The organism is uncultured Parasphingorhabdus sp., from assembly GCF_963677535.2.
Lineage (GTDB): Bacteria > Pseudomonadota > Alphaproteobacteria > Sphingomonadales > Sphingomonadaceae > Parasphingorhabdus.
Window position 1 is genome coordinate 77,071 of the sequence record NZ_CAXXUT010000001.1, and the last position, 17,508, is coordinate 94,578.

At 58.0% G+C, this 17,508-nt stretch carries 17 protein-coding genes; 10 read left to right on the forward strand and 7 right to left on the reverse strand.

All coding sequences use genetic code 11. From position 1 onward, the window contains the following. Positions 1-8: 8 nt before the first annotated feature. Positions 9-932, reverse strand: coding sequence for a DMT family transporter (locus ACHZCJ_RS00430; protein WP_321322907.1), 924 nt, complete (start codon positions 930-932; stop codon positions 9-11). 90 nt (positions 933-1,022) lie between these two features. Between ACHZCJ_RS00430 and ACHZCJ_RS00435 the strand changes: the two genes are divergently transcribed. The 8 genes from ACHZCJ_RS00435 to ACHZCJ_RS00470 all read left to right on the forward strand — a co-directional run bounded on the left by ACHZCJ_RS00435 (position 1,023) and on the right by ACHZCJ_RS00470 (position 8,118). Next, positions 1,023-2,525, forward strand: coding sequence for a CoA-acylating methylmalonate-semialdehyde dehydrogenase (locus ACHZCJ_RS00435; RefSeq protein WP_321322909.1), 1,503 nt, complete (start codon positions 1,023-1,025; stop codon positions 2,523-2,525). Positions 2,526-2,648: 123 nt separating this feature from the next. Further along, positions 2,649-3,629 (forward strand): polysaccharide deacetylase family protein, encoded by a 981-nt coding sequence (locus ACHZCJ_RS00440; protein WP_321322911.1) that lies wholly within the window; start codon positions 2,649-2,651, stop codon positions 3,627-3,629. Positions 3,630-3,812: 183 nt separating this feature from the next. Next, positions 3,813-4,955, forward strand: a complete 1,143-nt coding sequence (locus tag ACHZCJ_RS00445; protein WP_321322913.1) for an acyl-CoA dehydrogenase family protein — start codon at positions 3,813-3,815, stop codon at positions 4,953-4,955. A 7-nt stretch (positions 4,956-4,962) separates the two neighbouring features. Further along, positions 4,963-6,006, forward strand: a complete 1,044-nt coding sequence (locus ACHZCJ_RS00450) for an enoyl-CoA hydratase/isomerase family protein (RefSeq protein ID WP_321322915.1) — start codon at positions 4,963-4,965, stop codon at positions 6,004-6,006. Further along, a complete protein-coding gene (locus ACHZCJ_RS00455) occupies positions 6,003-6,785 on the forward strand; it encodes an enoyl-CoA hydratase-related protein (protein WP_321322917.1) in 783 nt (260 codons plus the stop codon). Before ACHZCJ_RS00450 ends, ACHZCJ_RS00455 begins: the two co-directional genes overlap by 4 nt. Next, on the forward strand, positions 6,770-7,039 hold the full coding sequence (locus ACHZCJ_RS00460; RefSeq protein ID WP_100094255.1) for a hypothetical protein: 270 nt from the start codon (positions 6,770-6,772) through the stop codon (positions 7,037-7,039). Before ACHZCJ_RS00455 ends, ACHZCJ_RS00460 begins: the two co-directional genes overlap by 16 nt. Further along, positions 7,036-7,917 carry a 3-hydroxyisobutyrate dehydrogenase gene (gene mmsB / locus ACHZCJ_RS00465; protein ID WP_321322921.1) on the forward strand — a complete coding sequence of 294 codons (882 nt, stop codon included), beginning with the start codon at positions 7,036-7,038 and terminating at the stop codon, positions 7,915-7,917. Before ACHZCJ_RS00460 ends, mmsB begins: the two co-directional genes overlap by 4 nt. 6 nt (positions 7,918-7,923) lie before the next feature. After that, complete coding sequence (locus tag ACHZCJ_RS00470) at positions 7,924-8,118, forward strand: hypothetical protein (RefSeq protein ID WP_321322923.1); 195 nt, start codon at positions 7,924-7,926, stop codon at positions 8,116-8,118. Positions 8,119-8,129: 11 nt separating this feature from the next. Here ACHZCJ_RS00470 and ACHZCJ_RS00475 read toward each other — a convergent pair whose 3' ends face one another. Beyond that, the gene (locus tag ACHZCJ_RS00475) at positions 8,130-9,659 is read right to left on the reverse strand and encodes a CpaF family protein (RefSeq protein ID WP_159643800.1); all 1,530 of its coding nucleotides are present in this window, start codon (positions 9,657-9,659) and stop codon (positions 8,130-8,132) included. Between the two features lie 172 nt (positions 9,660-9,831). On the opposite strand from ACHZCJ_RS00475, the gene ACHZCJ_RS00480 reads away from it, so the two are divergent. Then, on the forward strand, positions 9,832-10,752 hold the full coding sequence (locus ACHZCJ_RS00480; RefSeq protein WP_321322925.1) for a DMT family transporter: 921 nt from the start codon (positions 9,832-9,834) through the stop codon (positions 10,750-10,752). Between the two features lie 121 nt (positions 10,753-10,873). Here ACHZCJ_RS00480 and ACHZCJ_RS00485 read toward each other — a convergent pair whose 3' ends face one another. From ACHZCJ_RS00485 to ACHZCJ_RS00505, 5 genes are all read right to left on the reverse strand, one after another. Further along, positions 10,874-11,131 (reverse strand): ATP synthase F1 subunit epsilon, encoded by a 258-nt coding sequence (locus ACHZCJ_RS00485; protein WP_159643796.1) that lies wholly within the window; start codon positions 11,129-11,131, stop codon positions 10,874-10,876. 50 nt (positions 11,132-11,181) lie between these two features. Then, on the reverse strand, positions 11,182-12,627 hold the full coding sequence (gene atpD / locus ACHZCJ_RS00490) for a F0F1 ATP synthase subunit beta (protein WP_321322928.1): 1,446 nt from the start codon (positions 12,625-12,627) through the stop codon (positions 11,182-11,184). A 25-nt stretch (positions 12,628-12,652) separates the two neighbouring features. Further along, positions 12,653-13,528 (reverse strand): F0F1 ATP synthase subunit gamma, encoded by an 876-nt coding sequence (locus ACHZCJ_RS00495; RefSeq protein WP_321322930.1) that lies wholly within the window; start codon positions 13,526-13,528, stop codon positions 12,653-12,655. Positions 13,529-13,598: 70 nt separating this feature from the next. Further along, positions 13,599-15,128, reverse strand: coding sequence for a F0F1 ATP synthase subunit alpha (gene atpA, locus ACHZCJ_RS00500; RefSeq protein ID WP_159643790.1), 1,530 nt, complete (start codon positions 15,126-15,128; stop codon positions 13,599-13,601). 12 nt (positions 15,129-15,140) lie between these two features. Further along, positions 15,141-15,695: a F0F1 ATP synthase subunit delta gene (locus ACHZCJ_RS00505; protein ID WP_321322932.1), complete on the reverse strand. Its 555-nt coding sequence runs from the start codon at positions 15,693-15,695 to the stop codon at positions 15,141-15,143. A gap of 587 nt (positions 15,696-16,282) precedes the next feature. Here ACHZCJ_RS00505 and ada point away from each other — a divergent pair. Continuing rightward, positions 16,283-17,308: a bifunctional DNA-binding transcriptional regulator/O6-methylguanine-DNA methyltransferase Ada gene (ada, locus tag ACHZCJ_RS00510; RefSeq protein WP_321322935.1), complete on the forward strand. Its 1,026-nt coding sequence runs from the start codon at positions 16,283-16,285 to the stop codon at positions 17,306-17,308. Positions 17,309-17,508: the final 200 nt, after the last annotated feature.

The window sequence follows — 17,508 nt, forward strand, 5'->3', positions numbered from 1 at the left end:
GGGAGTGATTATGCGCTCGGTTCCGCCTTGGCAACCGTCAGCTTGCTTGCCTTGACATGTTCGCGCCAGGCGATGAACAGGCCCGAGGCGATGATGATCGGAGCCCCCAGCCAGATCGACAGGCCGGGATATTGGTCGAAGATGACGATGCCGAAGAAGCTCGCCCAGATGAGGGCGCTATAGTCCATCGGCACGATCGTCGACACCGGCGCATAGCGCAGCGACTGGGTGATGGACAGCTGTCCGAGCGCACCGAAAATGCCGATGCCGAGCAAATAGCCCCAGGTTTTCGCATCATGGCCGCCGCCATAGATGAAGGCGCAGACGGTCAGCGCAGGCAGGGTGTAGACCGAGAACCAGAAGATCGTGACGACGCTGGTCTCGGTACGGCCGAGCATGCGGATGACCATGGTGACCGCTGCCGTGACCAGCGCGCCGCCAAGGGCCACGGCGGCGCCGAAGGCAGGGATCATCGATCCTCCTGGCTGGATCACGATCAGAACGCCGACAAAACCGATGAGGATCGCCGACCAGCGCCTGATGCCGACCTTCTCCCGCAGGAACAGCGCAGCGAAAAGGGTTGCGAAAATGGGCACGGTGAAGCTGATCGTCGTGGCATCGGCCAGCGGCAGGAGGGTCATCGCCCAGAAGTTGAGGCCCATGGCGAAAATGCCGAGAGCCGAACGCAGGATATGGAGTTTGTGCTTGTTCGAGACGATCGAGGGCCAGCCCTCCCGGCTGCGCATGATCAGGAAGCAGATCAGCGGCATGGCGATCAGCTGGCGGTAGAACAGGCTTTCGGTGACATGCACGCCCTGTTCGCCGGCCAGTTTGACGAAGGCGAACATGACCGCAAGCGAGAGCATCGCGGCCAGACGCGTGACGATACCTGCCATCGGCCGGTTCTGTCCGGCGGCATTGTCATTGCTCATGCAATATTGCCACAAAAGATAGGGAAAGAGCGGTTGTGCATTGGTCCGGTAAATAGCATATAGCCCGCAAAAGCAATCAGGAGTCTTTCAATGCGCACTGTTACCCATGTCTTGGCTTCCGGAGGAACCGCAGCAGCGGCCCGCCAGAGCGATATTTTCGATCCCAATAATGGCGGTATTCAGGGCAAGGTCGATCTCGGTGATTCGGCGGTGCTCGACAAGGCGGTAGAGGCGGCTCTCGCAGCGCAACCGGCCTGGGCGGCCACCAACCCGCAGCGGCGCGCGCGGGTGATGTTCAAGTTCAAGGAACTGGTCGAGGCCAATATGGACGAGCTCGCCCATATGCTCTCGATCGAACATGGCAAGGTGATCGCGGATTCCAAGGGCGATATCCAGCGCGGTCTCGAAGTGATCGAATTCTGCTGCGGCATTCCCCATGTCCTGAAAGGCGAATATACTCAGGGTGCAGGCCCCGGCATTGACGTCTACTCGATGCGCCAGCCAATCGGCATTGGCGCCGGCATCACTCCGTTCAATTTCCCGGCGATGATTCCGATGTGGATGTTCGGCCCGGCGATCGCGACCGGTAACGCCTTCATCCTGAAGCCTTCGGAGCGTGATCCTTCGGTGCCGGTGCGGTTGACCGAATTGATGCTTGAGGCCGGTCTGCCGGAAGGCATTTTGCAATGTCTCCATGGCGACAAGGAAATGGTTGATGCCATTCTCGATCATCCTGCCATTGGCGGCATCAGCTTCGTCGGTTCCTCCGACATTGCCCATTATGTCTATCAGCGCGGTGTCGCGGCCGGCAAGCGGGTCCAGGCCATGGGTGGCGCGAAAAACCACGGTATCGTCCTGCCGGATGCGGATCTCGATCAGGTGGTCAACGATCTGTCGGGCGCGGCTTTCGGATCAGCCGGCGAACGCTGCATGGCGCTGCCGGTGGTTGTGCCGGTGGGCGAAGACACGGCCGATCGTCTGCGCGAGAAAATGATTCCGGCGATGGAAGCGCTTCGGGTCGGCATTTCGACCGATGATGAAGCCCATTATGGTCCGGTCGTCAATCCGGCGCACAAGCAGCGGGTCGAGAACTGGATCCAGACCGGGGTCGACGAAGGTGCGGAACTGGTCGTCGACGGCCGCGGCTTCTCGCTGCAGGGCCATGAAGACGGCTGCTTCATCGGGCCATCCCTGTTCGATCATGTCAAACCGGAGATGGAAAGCTACAAGGAAGAGATCTTCGGCCCCGTCCTGCAGATCGTCCGCGCCAAGAATTTCGAGGAAGCGCTCGCGCTGCCGAGCCAGCATCAATATGGCAATGGCGTCGCGATCTTCACCCGCAACGGCCACGCGGCCCGCGAATTTGCCAGCCGCGTCAATGTTGGCATGGTCGGCATCAACGTGCCGATTCCGGTACCGGTCGCCTATCACAGCTTTGGCGGCTGGAAACGTAGCGCCTTCGGCGATACCAACCAGCACGGCATGGAAGGCGTGAAATTCTGGACCAAGGTCAAGACCATCACCCAGCGCTGGCCCGATGGCACCGCCGACGGCGGCAACAAGGATGCCTTTGTCATCCCGACCATGGGGTAAACGCTCGGTAAGGCTTGCAAGCCGCAGAGTTCCAAATCAGGACAAGTCGTCCGAAATGCTGGAAATTCCAGCAATTCGGGCGGAAATGCTCTGCATGACTGTCCACTTGATCCCGGTGCCAAATTGCTAGCGCTGGCGCCCAGACTGTTCCTGCCGTCGCTATTGCTGGCGATCGTTCTGTTCGGTTTCTGGCGTCCTAATCATGGCGCGGAGCAGGCCACGGCGCTGGCCGCTCCGGTTGCCATCTCGGACAAACGTATAGCCTTCAGCTTCGATGATGCCCCGCGGGGAGCCGGAGCGTTTCTGGAGCCGGACGAGCGCCCGAAGCTTTTGATCGAGGCTCTGAAAACGGCGGGCATCGACCAAGCCGCCTTCTTCATCAACACCGGCCGGATTACCCCCCATGACGATGACGCCGCCGATATCGCGGCTTATGCGGCGGCCGGCCATGTTCTCGCGAACCACACGGCCAATCACAGCAAACTGTCGTCGGTTTCGGTCGAGACATTTCTCGCTGATATTGATGCGGCGGAAGTCTGGCTGAAAGGCAAGCCCAATTACCGCCCCTGGTTCCGCTTCCCGTTTCTCGACGAGGGCAGAACGAACCGGGCCAAGCGCGATGCCGTGCGCACCGGCCTGAAAAAGCGCGGGTTGATGAACGGCTATGTGACGGTCGACGCGTCGGACTGGTATCTTGAGGATATGGCGATTGCGGCGGCCAAAGCCGGCAAGCTGATGGACTGGAACGCAATGCGCGACCTGTTTGTCGAATCCTATGTGCAATCGGCTGAATTCTCGGATGATCTCGCGCGGCGGACACTGGATCGGGCTCCCGTGCAGATGATATTGCTGCACGAAACCGATCTTGCCGCTATGTTCGTTGATGATCTTGCTGCTGCGCTGAAAAAAGGCGGCTGGACGATTGTCACCGCCGACGAGGCCTATCGCGATCCGATCGCCTATATGGAGCCGGATGTCGATTTTGCCGACGGCACCCGCACCCAGATGCTCGCCGCCGAGCGCAATATCGGCAACCGCTGGTATCAGCGCAATGAACAAAAAGTAGCAAAAAAGCTATTTGCCGAGCGGGTCTTGCGCGACTAGACCCCCGTGCATGAAAACAACCCGTTTCCTGCATGATTTTGTCGGGTCTGCCGTCATGTGGACAAGAGCATCATTTGTGTTACGACGTATCGACCTTGCAAATGTCGCCTCCGGCAACATATTGCTGCTATAGCGGGATACAGAATCAACAGCCGCCGCCATGGCAAGAAACAAGAAACAGATATGACCCAATTTTCCCTGACCGAAGACCAGCTTGCCATTCAGGAAATGGCGCAGAAATTCACCGCCGACGCGATAACGCCGCACGCGGCTGAGTGGGACGAAAAGCATGTCTTCCCGCGCGACACGATCAAGCAGGCGGCCGAACTGGGCTTTGGCGGGATCTACGTCTCCGAGGAATCCGGCGGGATCGGGCTCGGGCGGCTGGAATCGGCGATCATCATGGAAGCCATGGCCTATGGCTGCCCCTCGACCAGCGCTTTCATCTCGATCCACAATATGGCAGCCTGGATGATCGATACATTCGGTGCTCAGGCGGTGAAGGACAAATATCTGCCTGATCTGGTGCCGATGGAAAAAATCGCCAGCTACTGCCTGACCGAAGCAGGGGCGGGATCCGACGCGGCCTCGCTGAAGACCAAGGCGGTGCGCGATGGCGATGATTATATCGTCAACGGCTCGAAACAGTTTATCTCCGGCGGCGGCGAGAACGAGATCTATGTCACGATGACGCGCACCTCCGATGACGGCGCAAAAGGCGTGACTTGCCTCGTCATCGAAAAGGACATGGAGGGCGTCAGCTTTGGCGCGCAGGAGAAGAAGCTTGGCTGGCACTCGCAACCCACCGCCCAGGTCAATTTTGACAATGTCCGGGTTCCCGTCGAAAACCGCGTCGGTGATGAGGGCGAGGGCTTTCGCATCGCGATGGCAGGCCTGGATGGCGGACGGCTGAACATCGGCGCCTGTTCGCTCGGTGGCGCCCAGCGCTGTCTTGATGAAGCTGTCGCCTATACCAAGGAGCGCAAGCAATTCGGCAAGGCGATCAGCGATTTCCAGAACACCCAGTTCACCCTCGCCGATATGGCAACCGATCTGGAAGCGTCGCGGGCGCTGCTTTATCTCGCTGCGGTGAAGGTGACCGAAGGCGCGCCGGACAAGACGAAATTCGCGGCCATGGCCAAACGGCTGGCGACGGACAATGGCAGCAAGATTGTTAATGATGCGCTGCAGCTCTTTGGCGGCTATGGCTATTTGCAGGACTATCCGATCGAACGCTTCTGGCGCGATCTGCGGGTCCACAGTATTTTGGAAGGTACCAACCAGGTTATGCGGATGATCGTTTCGCGTGAACTGCTGCGGCAATAGGAATAATATGACAGAAGATCTGATTATCAAGAAAACCGGGCGGGTTGGCCATATCAGCCTGAACCGGCCGAAAGTGATCCACTCGCTCAATCTCGACATGTGTCTCGGGATGATCGACGCGCTGCAGGCATGGCGCGACGATGACGAAGTCGAAGCGGTGATCATCGACCATAGCGAGGGCCGGGGCTTCTGTGCCGGCGGTGACATTGCCATGCTGCGCGCGTCCGGTATGAAGGACGGCAGGGAAGGGCGGGAATTTTTCTACAAGGAATATCAGCTCAACCATCTGATGTTCGAATATCCCAAGCCGATTGTCGCCTTCATGAACGGCATCACCATGGGTGGCGGTGTCGGCATCTCGCAACCGGCGAAATATCGCGTAGCGACCGAATATACGCGCTTTGCCATGCCGGAAACAGGTATCGGACTGTTCCCCGATGTCGGTGGCGGCTGGTATCTGTCGCGGCTCGTCGGACGGCTGGGCCAATTCCTCGCGCTCACCGGCGCGCGGCTCGACGGTGCCGAGTGCAAGGAAATCGGTCTCGCGACCCATTATCTGGAATCGGACGTGCTGGAAGAGGCCAAGCAGCGGATCTCCGAAAAGCCGGACCGGATCGAGGGCATATTGGGGCAGCTGTCGGGCAATATTCCCGAAGCTCGCATCGCCAAAAATCTCGACAAGATCGACAAGTTCTTCGCCTCCGACCGGTTTGAGGACATTTTGGCGGCGCTCGAAGCCGATGACAGCGAATGGGCCGCCAAGGAGCGCGATACGCTCGGCACCAAAAGCCCGCAGACCTGCAAGGTGGCCCTGCGCCAACTCAAGGAAGGCGCGGCGATGGACAGCTTTACCGACGAAATGCGCAATGAATATCGCATCGGCTATCATGTGCTGGTGATGCACGATTTTCTCGAAGGCGTCCGGGCATTGATTGTCGACAAGGACAATGATCCGAAATGGAATCCGGCGACGCCAGAGGAAGTGACCGACGAGTGGATTGATGCGATTTTCGCGCCCCTGCCTGCCAATGAAGAATGGAAGCCCCTATGACTTACGAAACAATTCTTACCGAGAAAAAGGGTGCCGTCACCCTGATCACGCTCAATCGTCCCAAGTCGCTGAATGCGCTGAACAGCCAGGTTCTGGACGAACTGATCGACGCTTTTGCCACGTTTCAGGCCGATGAGACGCAAAATTGCGCCGTCCTGACCGGTTCGGGCGACAAGGCTTTTGCCGCCGGTGCCGACATCAAGGAAATGTACGACAAGTCTGCGGCCGATTTCTATCTCGAGGATTTCTTCGCCAAATGGACTAGCCATATCGTCAAGGCCACCCGCAAGCCGTGGATTGCCGCGGTGAATGGCTTCGCTCTCGGCGGTGGCTGTGAACTGGCGATGATGGCGGATATCCTGATTGCCAGCGACAAGGCGAAATTCGGCCAGCCGGAAATCAAGCTCGGCGTAGCCCCCGGAATGGGTGGCTCCCAGCGTCTGACCCGCGCGGTCGGCAAAGCCAAATCGATGGACATGTGCCTGACCGGCCGGATGATGGACGCCGAGGAAGCCGAGCGCTCCGGTCTGGTGGCGCGCGTTGTGCCGCATGACGAATTGCTCGACGAGGCGCTCAAATCCGCTGCGATCATTGCATCGATGCCGCCAATGGCGATTCAGGTGAACAAGGAAATGGTCAATGCGGCATTCGAAAATAATCTCGAACAGGGCCTGGTCCACGAGCGCCGCCTCTTCCAGATCCTGACCGCCACCGAAGACAAGAAAGAGGGCATGGCTGCCTTTATCGAAAAGCGCGAAGGCCAGTGGAAGGGGCGGTAGTCTTTGGCTTTGGATTATTTGCGTTGGGCCTCTTTTTCGGCTGGTTAGCGTTGCGGTTATGGCGCTATCGCGATGAAGGCTCAATTAGCATCCTTGAAGCGGCGTTACTGAAAACGACTGGCGAGGAGCCGCAGCCCCGGACGAAACTGGACCATTGGCTTCACTATTTTCAAATGGTGATGGCTTTTATTTTCGCGACGCTTTTGGTGAGCGTCAGTATTTACGGACTTTTGGAAGAAGCAGGTGTTTTATGAAAATCGGATTTATCGGCCTTGGCAATATGGGTGGCGGCATGGCTGCCAATCTCGCAAAAGCGGGGCATGAGGTCCATGCCTTTGATCTGTCCGGCGAAGCACTGGCACGCGCAGGCGAGGCTGGCTGCCATCCCGTCAGCGATGCCGCGCAGGCGGTCCAGAATATGGAAGCCGTGGTTACCATGCTCCCTGCGGGTACGCATGTCCGCAAGGTTTATGAATATGAGATCGTCATCAATGCCAATCCCGGCACTTTGGTGATCGATTGCTCGACCATCGACGTCGACAGCGCGCGGGATGTCGCGACCATGGCGGAAGCCAAGGGTCTCGTACCCGTTGATGCTCCTGTCTCCGGCGGCATCGCCGCGGCTAATGGCGGTACATTGACCTTCATGGTCGGCGGCAGCGACGAGGGCTTCAAGCGCGCCGAGCCGATCCTGTCCGATATGGGCAAGGCGGTCATCCACGCCGGCGGTAATGGTGCGGGGCAGGCAGCGAAAATCTGCAACAATATGCTGCTCGGCGCATCGATGATCGCAACCTGCGAAACATTCAAGATGGCGGAAAAACTGGGTCTCGATCTGCAGAATTTCTATGATATTTCTTCCAAGGCTTCAGGTCAAAACTGGTCGATGACCAGCTATTGCCCGGTACCTGGCGTTGGACCGCAGAGCCCGGCCGACAATGGCTATGAAGGTGGCTTCGCGGCTGCGCTGATGCTCAAGGATTTGCGTCTGGCGATGGAAGCGGCACAAAGCGCCGGCGCGGATGTGCCAATGGGCGCAGAAGCCGCGAATCTCTACGAGAAATATGCCGAGGAACAGGGGCAGGGCGGTTCGGATTTCTCCGGCATCATCAACATGCTGGACAAGGGCTAGGCCCCCATGCCGCCGCTATGGATGGTGATTGGCGGTCTGGCTGGCGTCATTGCCGCGCTATCGGAAATAGGCAACCGGCGCCGCAACAACCGTCGTGACATTGAAGATGTAGGATTCATGCCGTGGCCGACAATCACCGCGCTGGCATTGCTGACCTTCGGTATTTCCCTTGCCTTCGGCCTGGGGATATTGTCGACCTGACCCGTCTCTGCCTAGAGGCAGGCTTCCAGGAACGGCTGGTCAAAGCCATATTGCCGGGCCTTGTCGAGCGTATAGGGGCGAAGGCCCGATGACTGGTATTCGCCGATGATCTTGCCGTCGGCATCCTCGTCAATATACTGATATTTGAACAGTTCCTGGGTGACGATAACATCGCCCTCCATGCCGATGACTTCGGTGATATTGGTCGTCCGGCGCGAACCGTCGCGGAGACGCTTCACCTGCACGATCAGATCGACTGATTCGGCAATCTGGCGGGAAATCGCCTCTTTCGGAATCTTGATGTCGCCCATCAGGATCATATTCTCCATACGGCCGAGACATTCACGCGGGCTGTTGGCGTGAAGAGTACACATGGAGCCGTCATGGCCGGTGTTCATGGCGGCGAGCAGATCGAAACATTCCGCACCACGAATCTCACCAAGAATGATCCGGTCGGGACGCATACGCAGGGCGTTCTTCACCAGATCGCCAATCGTGATAGCGCCTTCGCCCTCGAGGTTTGGCGGACGGGTTTCGAGCGGGAGCCAGTGTGGTTGCTGGAGACGAAGCTCGGCGGCATCCTCGATCGTCAGCACGCGTTCGCCGGGATCGATCATCTTGGACATCGCATTGAGCATGGTCGTCTTGCCCGAACCGGTACCGCCCGAGATAACGACGTTGAAGCGGCAGGCGCCGGCGATTTTGAGCGCGGTACACATGTCGTCGGACATGGAGCCGAAGCCCTTCATCATGTCGAGGGTGATCGGTTTTTCGGAGAATTTACGAATCGAGATCGCGGTGCCCTTGAGGCTGAGCGGCGGTACGATCACGTTCACACGCGAACCGTCTTTCAGACGGGCGTCGGCAAGCGGTGTGGTCTGGTCGACGCGGCGGCCGACCTGGTTGACGATCCGCTGCGCGATCTGGAACAGATGTTCCTCGTCACGAAACTGGATCGGTGCAATTTCGAGCTTGCCCTTGATTTCGATATAGGTCTGTTCCGGACCATTGACCATGATATCGGAAATATCCGGATTGCTCAGCAGCTCTTCCAGCGGGCCAAAGCCGAGCAGCTCGTCAACCAGAACCTTTTCCAGCGCAAATTGTTCGCGCCGGTTCAGCGTCAGCTTCAGCTCTGTCAGCACTTCCATGATGATCGGGCGGAATTCTTCGGTCAGCTCTTCCTTGTTCAGGGTCGCTGCAGCTTCCGGATCGACGCGCTCGAGGAGGCGCGGTAGCACCTGTTCCTTGATCTTGTGGACCGATGCTCCGAAGCCTTCGTCCTTGTCGCCTTCTTCCGCCAGCGGTTGCGAGCGTTCGGAAAGCCGGGCCATCGCCTCGCTTTGCGAGGAAGCCGGTGCGGATGGCACTTCTTCGCTGGGAAGCGGTACGGATTCGAGCGGTGGAAACTGGCTGCCACCCAGATTGTGGTCGCGATTTTCAGAATCAGCGGCTTTCTTGCCGCCACCGGTCATTGGCTTCGCAACGCCAAAGGACGGTTTGCCGCCACCCAGTCCATTTTTCTTGCCAAATGCGCTCATGCTATCCTGTCCGATATGTCTAATGTCACACGATCAATGCCCTCTTTCCTCGAAATTGGTTAATAAACTGGTAAATCCGATCGATTGCAGCAGGATCTTTGCTGATGCAATTTTTGAACTTGTCCCGCTCTGGGCGGCGGTTAAGCCATAACTATGCACAAGGAACTTATTTTTGGCCGCTGATCATTCCCGCGCGCGGACGGCAGCGGCCGGAGGCATCACGCTGGCGCTGATGGCCTTTGCCGGTTTTCCAGTCGGTGATGCCTTGATCAAGTCGATGGCCGGCGATTGGCCCGCACCGGCTGTAGCGGCGCTCCGTTTTGCTTTCGGTGCGCTGGCACTGGCGATCATCCTGTTCTTGCGGGAAGGCCGTTGCGGTTTCCAGGTCAGTCGGCCCTGGCTGCATGTTGCCCGCGGATTTGCGCTGTCTGTGGTGACGATCAGCTTTTTCTCCGCCATTTATATCATGCCGCTCGCTGATGCGGTGGCGATAACTTTCGTCAATCCGATCCTCACCGCCTTGTTTTCCGGCTGGTTCCTGAAAGAAAAAATGCCGCCCCGGACGTGGGTAGCGACCATCATTGCCTTCGCCGGGGTGCTGATCATGCTGCGTCCCAATGTTGCTGCCTTTGGCTGGGTGGCTATATTGCCGCTGATAGCCGCCTTCGCGATGTCGACGATGCTGATTCTCAACCGCATGGTATCGACCCAGGGATCGATCTTCGCAGCGCAATTCTATATCGCTTTCTGGGCCGCGATTTTTCTGACCCTTGCGGCGCTGGTCGGCCACTGGCTGGTGCCGGTCATGGCGATAGCCGACGCACCGGACTGGGATGTTGTCCTGCGCTGCCTGCTGGTGGCTTTGACCGGAACGGGTTGCCATTTTCTGCTGTTCATGGCGACAATGCGAACAACCGCTGCGGCGATTGCCCCGATTGTCTATATCCAGCTGCTGGTTGCGACGGCAATCAGCGTGTTCATCTTCGGCGACCCGATTGACCGAACGGCGATGATGGGTGGTCTGCTGATCATATTCAGCGGCTTGCTGCTCTGGCGGGGTGCACGAAAGGCGACGACGGTCGCCGAAGCCTGAGCGCGCGCCGGCAATAGGGCGGTCGAGACCGATGGCGCAGCGACATCCGGCCTCCCGTTTGATCTGAGATAGTCGGTATTTTTCCGCTATGCCATTTGATAGCGGGGGATACGCAATCTGATCAGCTGATCGCTTCGGCCAGAACCGTCAGGCCCTTTTCGTCAACCTGGGCAAAGCCGCCCTGCACGGAAATCGTCTCGGGCGTCGCGCCTTCGCTGGTATAGACGAGCAGATCGGCATCCCGGATCGTCGACATCACAGGAGCATGATCGGCGAGCACGCCCATATCACCCTCGGTACCGGGTACCACCACCATATAGACATCTTCCGACCGGACGAGCTTCTCTGGGGTTACGAGTTCGAAATGCAGGTTTGCCATAACTTTTCAATTCCTAGACCCTCTCCCTTGCGGGAGAGGGGTTTAATGCATCAGGCCGCTTCAGCAGCCATTTTCTTGCCTTTTTCGATCGCTTCTTCGATGCCGCCGACCATGTAGAAGGCGTTTTCCGGAAGGTGATCATATTCGCCGTCGACAACGGCCTTGAACGATTTGATCGTGTCTTCGAGATCAACGAACTTGCCCGGGATGCCGGTGAAGACTTCCGCAACGTGGAACGGCTGCGACAGGAACTTCTGGATCTTGCGGGCGCGTTGAACGACCAGCTTATCTTCTTCGGAAAGCTCGTCCATGCCGAGAATGGCGATGATGTCCTGCAGGGACTTATATTTCTGCAGCGTTTCCTGGACAGCGCGGGCCGTATCATAATGTTCCTGACCAACGACGCGGGGTTCAAGAACACGCGAGGTGGAATCGAGCGGGTCAACAGCAGGGTAAATGCCCAGCTCCGAAATCGCACGGTTCAAAACGGTGGTTGCGTCGAGGTGGGCAAAGGAAGTTGCCGGTGCCGGGTCGGTCAAATCGTCGGCAGGAACATAAATGGCCTGAACCGATGTAATCGAACCCTTGTTGGTCGAGGTAATGCGTTCCTGCAGCGCGCCCATGTCGGTCGACAGGGTAGGCTGATAGCCCACAGCCGAAGGAATGCGGCCGAGCAGGGCGGACACTTCCGAACCGGCCTGAGTGAAGCGGAAGATATTGTCGATGAAGAACAGAACGTCTTGGCCTTCGACGTCACGGAAATATTCCGCCTGGGTCAGACCGGAGAGAGCCACACGAGCACGCGCCCCTGGAGGCTCGTTCATCTGGCCGAACACCAGCGCCACTTTGGAACCTTCGGACTGCGGATTGCCGTCGGCATCCTTGGCGATAACATTGGCGTCGAGGAATTCGTGGTAGAGATCGTTACCTTCGCGGGTACGTTCACCAACACCGGCAAAAACGGACGTACCGCCGTGGCCTTTCGCGATGTTGTTGATCAGTTCCTGGATAAGCACGGTCTTGCCCACGCCGGCGCCGCCGAACAGGCCGATCTTGCCGCCTTTTGCATAAGGTGCGAGCAGGTCGACAACCTTGATACCGGTGACGAGAATTTCATTCTCGGTCGACTGGTCGACAAAAGCAGGGGCTTCCGCGTGAATAGGAGCGGTGGTCTTGTGACCGATCGGGCCGCGTTCGTCGATCGGCTCGCCCACCACGTTCATGATCCGGCCGAGCGTTTCGGGACCAACAGGCATCTGGATCTGCGCACCGGTGTCCGTGACTTCCTGACCGCGAGTCAGGCCTTCGGTAGCGTCCATAGCAATGGTACGGACCGTGTTCTCGCCGAGATGCTGTGCAACCTCGAGCACCAGACGGTTGCCGTTGTTGTCGGTTTCCAGAGCCGAGAGAATTGCCGGGATCTCGCCGTCAAAGGTTACGTCGACGACAGCGCCGATAACCTGTGAAATGCGGCCTGTATTTTTGGATTTTGCCATTTTTCCGTTTCCTTGCGTACGTGCTTTAAAGCGCTTCAGCGCCAGCGATGATTTCAATCAATTCGGTGGTAATCGCGGCCTGACGGCTGCGGTTGTAAACAATGGTGAGGTTGTCGATCAGATCGCCTGCATTGCGGGTCGCATTGTCCATGGCGGTCATCGACGCACCCTGTTCCGATGCCATATTTTCCAGCAGTGCGCCAAAAATCTGGGTAGTCAGATTGCGCGGCAGCAATTCGGCGAGAATTTCTTCCTCGTCCGGTTCATATTCGACCGCTCCGCCCGCTTCGGTAACCGCGCCATCGGCGACGGCAATCGGAATGATCTGCTGAACCGTCGGTTCCTGTACCAGTGCGGACCTGAACTTGCCGTAGAAAAGATGGGCAACGTCAAACTGGCCTGCTTCGACCATCGTGGTCAGGTCTTCTGCAATTGCCTTGGCTTCTTCAAAACCGGGCGCTTTGACATTGGACGTGTCAAAATGCTTCAGGATCTGGTCGGGATAGAAACGCTTGATGATCGGAATGCCCTTGCGGCCGACCATGTAGAACAGCACCTTATGGCCTTCGGCAATCAGACGCTCCGCTGTTACGCGCGCTTCCTTGACGATATTGGCGTTGAAAGCGCCGCACAGGCCACGGTCCGATGTCGCCACGACCAGCAAATGGGTGTCCCGTTTGCCGGTGCCCGCCAGCAGTTTCGACGAATTTTCGTCAATCGAAACCTTCGAGGCGAGGCTCGTCATCACCTTTTCCATCTGCTCGGCATAGGGACGCGCGGCTTCCGCTGCCATTTGCGCGCGACGCAATTTGGCGGCAGCCACCATCTTCTTGGCCTTGGTGATCTTCTGCGTCGATTTGACCGACGCGATCCGATCTTTCAGTTCTTTCAAACTAGCCATATTGGCTCCTTAATTCGTCCTGCCGGACAGATCCGGCAACCCTTCACTCCTGTTTCAGCAACAGGTGCGATCAGGCAAATGTTTTGCCGAAATCGACCAGCGCTGCCTCGAGAGCTGCCTTGGTATCATCCGCCAGATCACCGCTTTCACGGATCGTTTTCAGGATGTCGGCATGTTCGCTGCGCAGATGAGCCAGCATGGCTTCTTCGTAGCGGACCACATCGTCAACCGCGACTGGATCAAGATGCCCGTTGGTACCGGCATAGATCGAAGCGGTCTGCTCTTCGAACGGCAGCGGCGAGAATTGCGCCTGTTTCAGAAGTTGCGTCAGACGCTCGCCACGTGCGAGCAATTTCTGCGTCGAAGCGTCGAGGTCCGAACCGAACTGCGCGAATGCCGCCATTTCACGATATTGCGCCAGATCGAGCTTGATCGAACCCGAAACCTTCTTCATCGCTTTCGTCTGTGCAGCAGAACCCACACGGGAAACCGACAGACCCACGTTAATGGCGGGGCGGATACCCTGGTTGAACAGGTCGGTTTCGAGGAAGATCTGTCCGTCGGTGATCGAAATCACGTTGGTCGGAATATAGGCCGAAACGTCACCAGCCTGGGTTTCAATGATCGGCAATGCGGTCAGGGAACCCGAACCATTGGCCTCGTTCATTTTCGCGGCACGCTCAAGCAAGCGGCTGTGCAGATAGAAAACGTCACCAGGATAGGCTTCACGTCCTGGAGGACGACGCAGCAACAGGGACATCTGGCGATAGGCCACAGCCTGTTTCGAGAGATCGTCGTAAACGATACAGGCGTGCATGCCGTTATCGCGGAAATATTCGCCCATCGTCACACCGGTATAAGGTGCGAGATACTGCAGCGGCGCAGGCTCGGAAGCGGTTGCGGCAACCACGATCGAATATTCCATCGCGCCATTTTCTTCGAGGCTCTTGACGATCTGTGCAACGGTCGAGCGCTTCTGGCCGACAGCCACGTAGATGCAGTAAAGCTTCTTGCCTTCGTCATCGCCGGCATTGACCGTCTTCTGGTTGATGAACGTGTCAATGGCGACAGCGGTCTTGCCGGTCTGACGGTCACCGATGATCAATTCGCGCTGGCCGCGGCCAACAGGAACCAGAGCGTCGAGCGCTTTCAGGCCGGTCTGTACGGGTTCGTGAACCGATTTCCGCGGGATGATGCCCGGTGCCTTGACTTCCACACGGCTCCGTTTCTTGGTTTTGATCGGGCCCTTGCCGTCAATCGGATTGCCGAGACCGTCCACGACGCGACCAAGCAATTCCTTGCCGATCGGAACGTCCACAATGGTACCGGTCCGCTTGACCACGTCGCCTTCCTTGATTTCAGCGTCAGAGCCGAAGATCACGACGCCGACATTGTCCGCTTCGAGGTTCAGCGCCATGCCCTGAATACCGTTGGAGAATTCAACCATCTCACCGGCCTGGACCTGATCGAGACCGTGGATACGGGCGATGCCGTCACCGACGGCAAGCACGGTTCCGACTTCGGAAACCTGGGCTTCATTGCCAAAATTGGCGATCTGGTCCTTGATGACCTTTGAAATTTCTGCGGCGCGAATATCCATGTTTATCTTCCTTTAGCCCTTCATGGCCTGCGATAGGGTGTTCAAACGGGTTTTAATCGAGCTGTCGATCATCTGGCTGCCGATCTTCACGACCAGCCCGCCCAAAATGGACGGATCGACTGCGGTGGAAACGCTAACATCGCTTCCCACACGTTTCTTGAGCTGCGCCTTGAGCGCTTCAATCTGCTTGTCATCCAGCGGATGGGCCGAGGTCACTTCGGCGGTAATTTCACCACGATAGCTGGAAGCCAGCGTCGAGAAGGCGTGAATGACGGCGGGGATCTGGTCGAGCCGGCGGTTGGCAGCCAGCACACCGAGAATATTGGTGGTCAGCTTTTCAAGACCCAGCTTCGCTGCGATGGCGGCAATGGCCTTGCCAGCGTCGTCGCGCGTCAGAACCGGACTGTTGGTCAGTTCCTTCAGGTCTTCCGATTCGGCGAGGGCGGCGCTCAACGTGGTGAGACTGTCCTGCACCGCGTCGATGCTGTTATTTTCTTGTGCGAGGGCGAACAGCGCAGTGGCGTAACGCCCCGCTAAACTCGCTCTGATGCCGCTGGATTGATCCACGCGTTTGCTACTCCCTGACCGTTAAATGGTCTGAAAACCGTTCATGAAATGGTCCGCTTTATGGCCGAAAATCCTGCGATTCCGCCCACGGATGCGCGGCGTCTAGCAACCATTTTGCTGCGAGGCAAGACGGCTTTGGGAATCATTTTTGCGGAAAGCCGAACCGGCCGTTTTTCGCCGCTTTCATTGTCCCTCACAATAATTTTTTGGCTTTGAACGCAAGATACGGGAAGCCGCGCCGCGTAAGGGGATTAAAAGTGCTCACAGCAGTTAAAGTGTTGGAGACATTTTGTGATCTTTCAAATCAACCTGACAGGCCCGTTTCTCGCGAAGGCGTTGGATGGTGCATGCCGGACAATGCGTTTCACAGCGAACGGGAAGCGAACATCGGCGGAGAGCGATACCGGCCTTTCGCATGCTGCGCTGCAAGACACTGGAGGCGCAAGAAAGAAAGGCAACGGTCCGGATTGGTCTGGCAGTGCAATCCAGGCGGTTCTTCAGCTGTTCCTACCGGAAGCCAATGTCGGTATAGATGGCATAGACGCGGCCCCGGCATGGTCCTCGGCGCGGACAGAGAGGTTTTAGCTGTGAGCGGGAATATCGTAGATGAAGCGCGAGCATGGACGGCGGTGCAGAAGCGCGACCGCAGTTTCGACGGACAATTTGTCACCGGAGTGTTGAGCACGGGCATCTATTGCCGCCCTTCCTGCGCCGCCCGCCATCCCAAACGGGAAAATGTACGGTTTTTTGCCAGAGCCGAGCAGGCAGAAGCGGCAGGGCTCAGGGCCTGTCTGAGATGCCGTCCCAATGATGTCGCCAGAGATGAAGCGGCGGTAAAGCGGGTGATCGACGCTATTCGCTCTGCAGAAACCGCGCCCAGGCTCGACGAACTGGCGGCGCTGGCGGGCTATTCGTCGAGCCATCTCCAGCGGATTTTCAAGCGCGCAACCGGATTGTCGCCAGCGGCCTATGGACGGGCCTTGCGGTCCGAACGGGTCAAGAAAGCACTGGATGGCGGCGGAACGGTGACCGGTGCCATATATGATGCCGGCTATGGCTCGGCTTCGCGATTTTACGAGGAAGACAAAATGGGCATGAAGCCGGGCGTCTGGAAAAATGGCGGGGCAGGGGTGACCGTGCACTGGTCGATCATCGACACGTCGCTGGGCGCGATGATGGTCGCTGCGACCGACAAGGGCATTTGCTGCCTGTCTTTCAACGAAGATGAGACTGCGTTGCGGAAACGCTTTCCGAAAGCGGATCTGCAGCGCGGCGGGGCGGCTTTCAGCGAATTGTTCGCGCAGGTGGTGAGGCAGGTGGAGAGACCCGGTCGCCCGCATAATATTCCGCTCGATGTCCAGGGCACCGCCTTTCAGGAAGCGGTCTGGCAGGAATTGCGCAAAATTCCCGAAGGCGAAACCCGCAGCTATGCCGATATCGCCGCCGCCATCGGCAAGCCGAAAGCGGTGCGGGCCGTGGGCAGTGCCAACGGCGCCAATAATGTCGCTGTTCTGATCCCTTGTCACCGGGTGGTGCGCAGCGACGGAACCATGGGCGGCTATGCCTATGGAGCGGAAATCAAGCAGAAGCTGCTGGAGAAAGAGCGCGGCTGACCTGCTTCCGTCAGCCGGTCGCGACAAGATATTCACATCGTGTTTCGAGACCCGTCTTGAATTTCCGATTGGGAAAGTCCTGCCGTTGGTCTGTCTGCGTAAAGCTTCGAGAACGACGGAGGGAGCGAGGAGATCAAGCCCGGATCCGATCCGGGCCAGGGGTAAAACAACCCATCTGGATTAATCGGTTTTGGTCAACC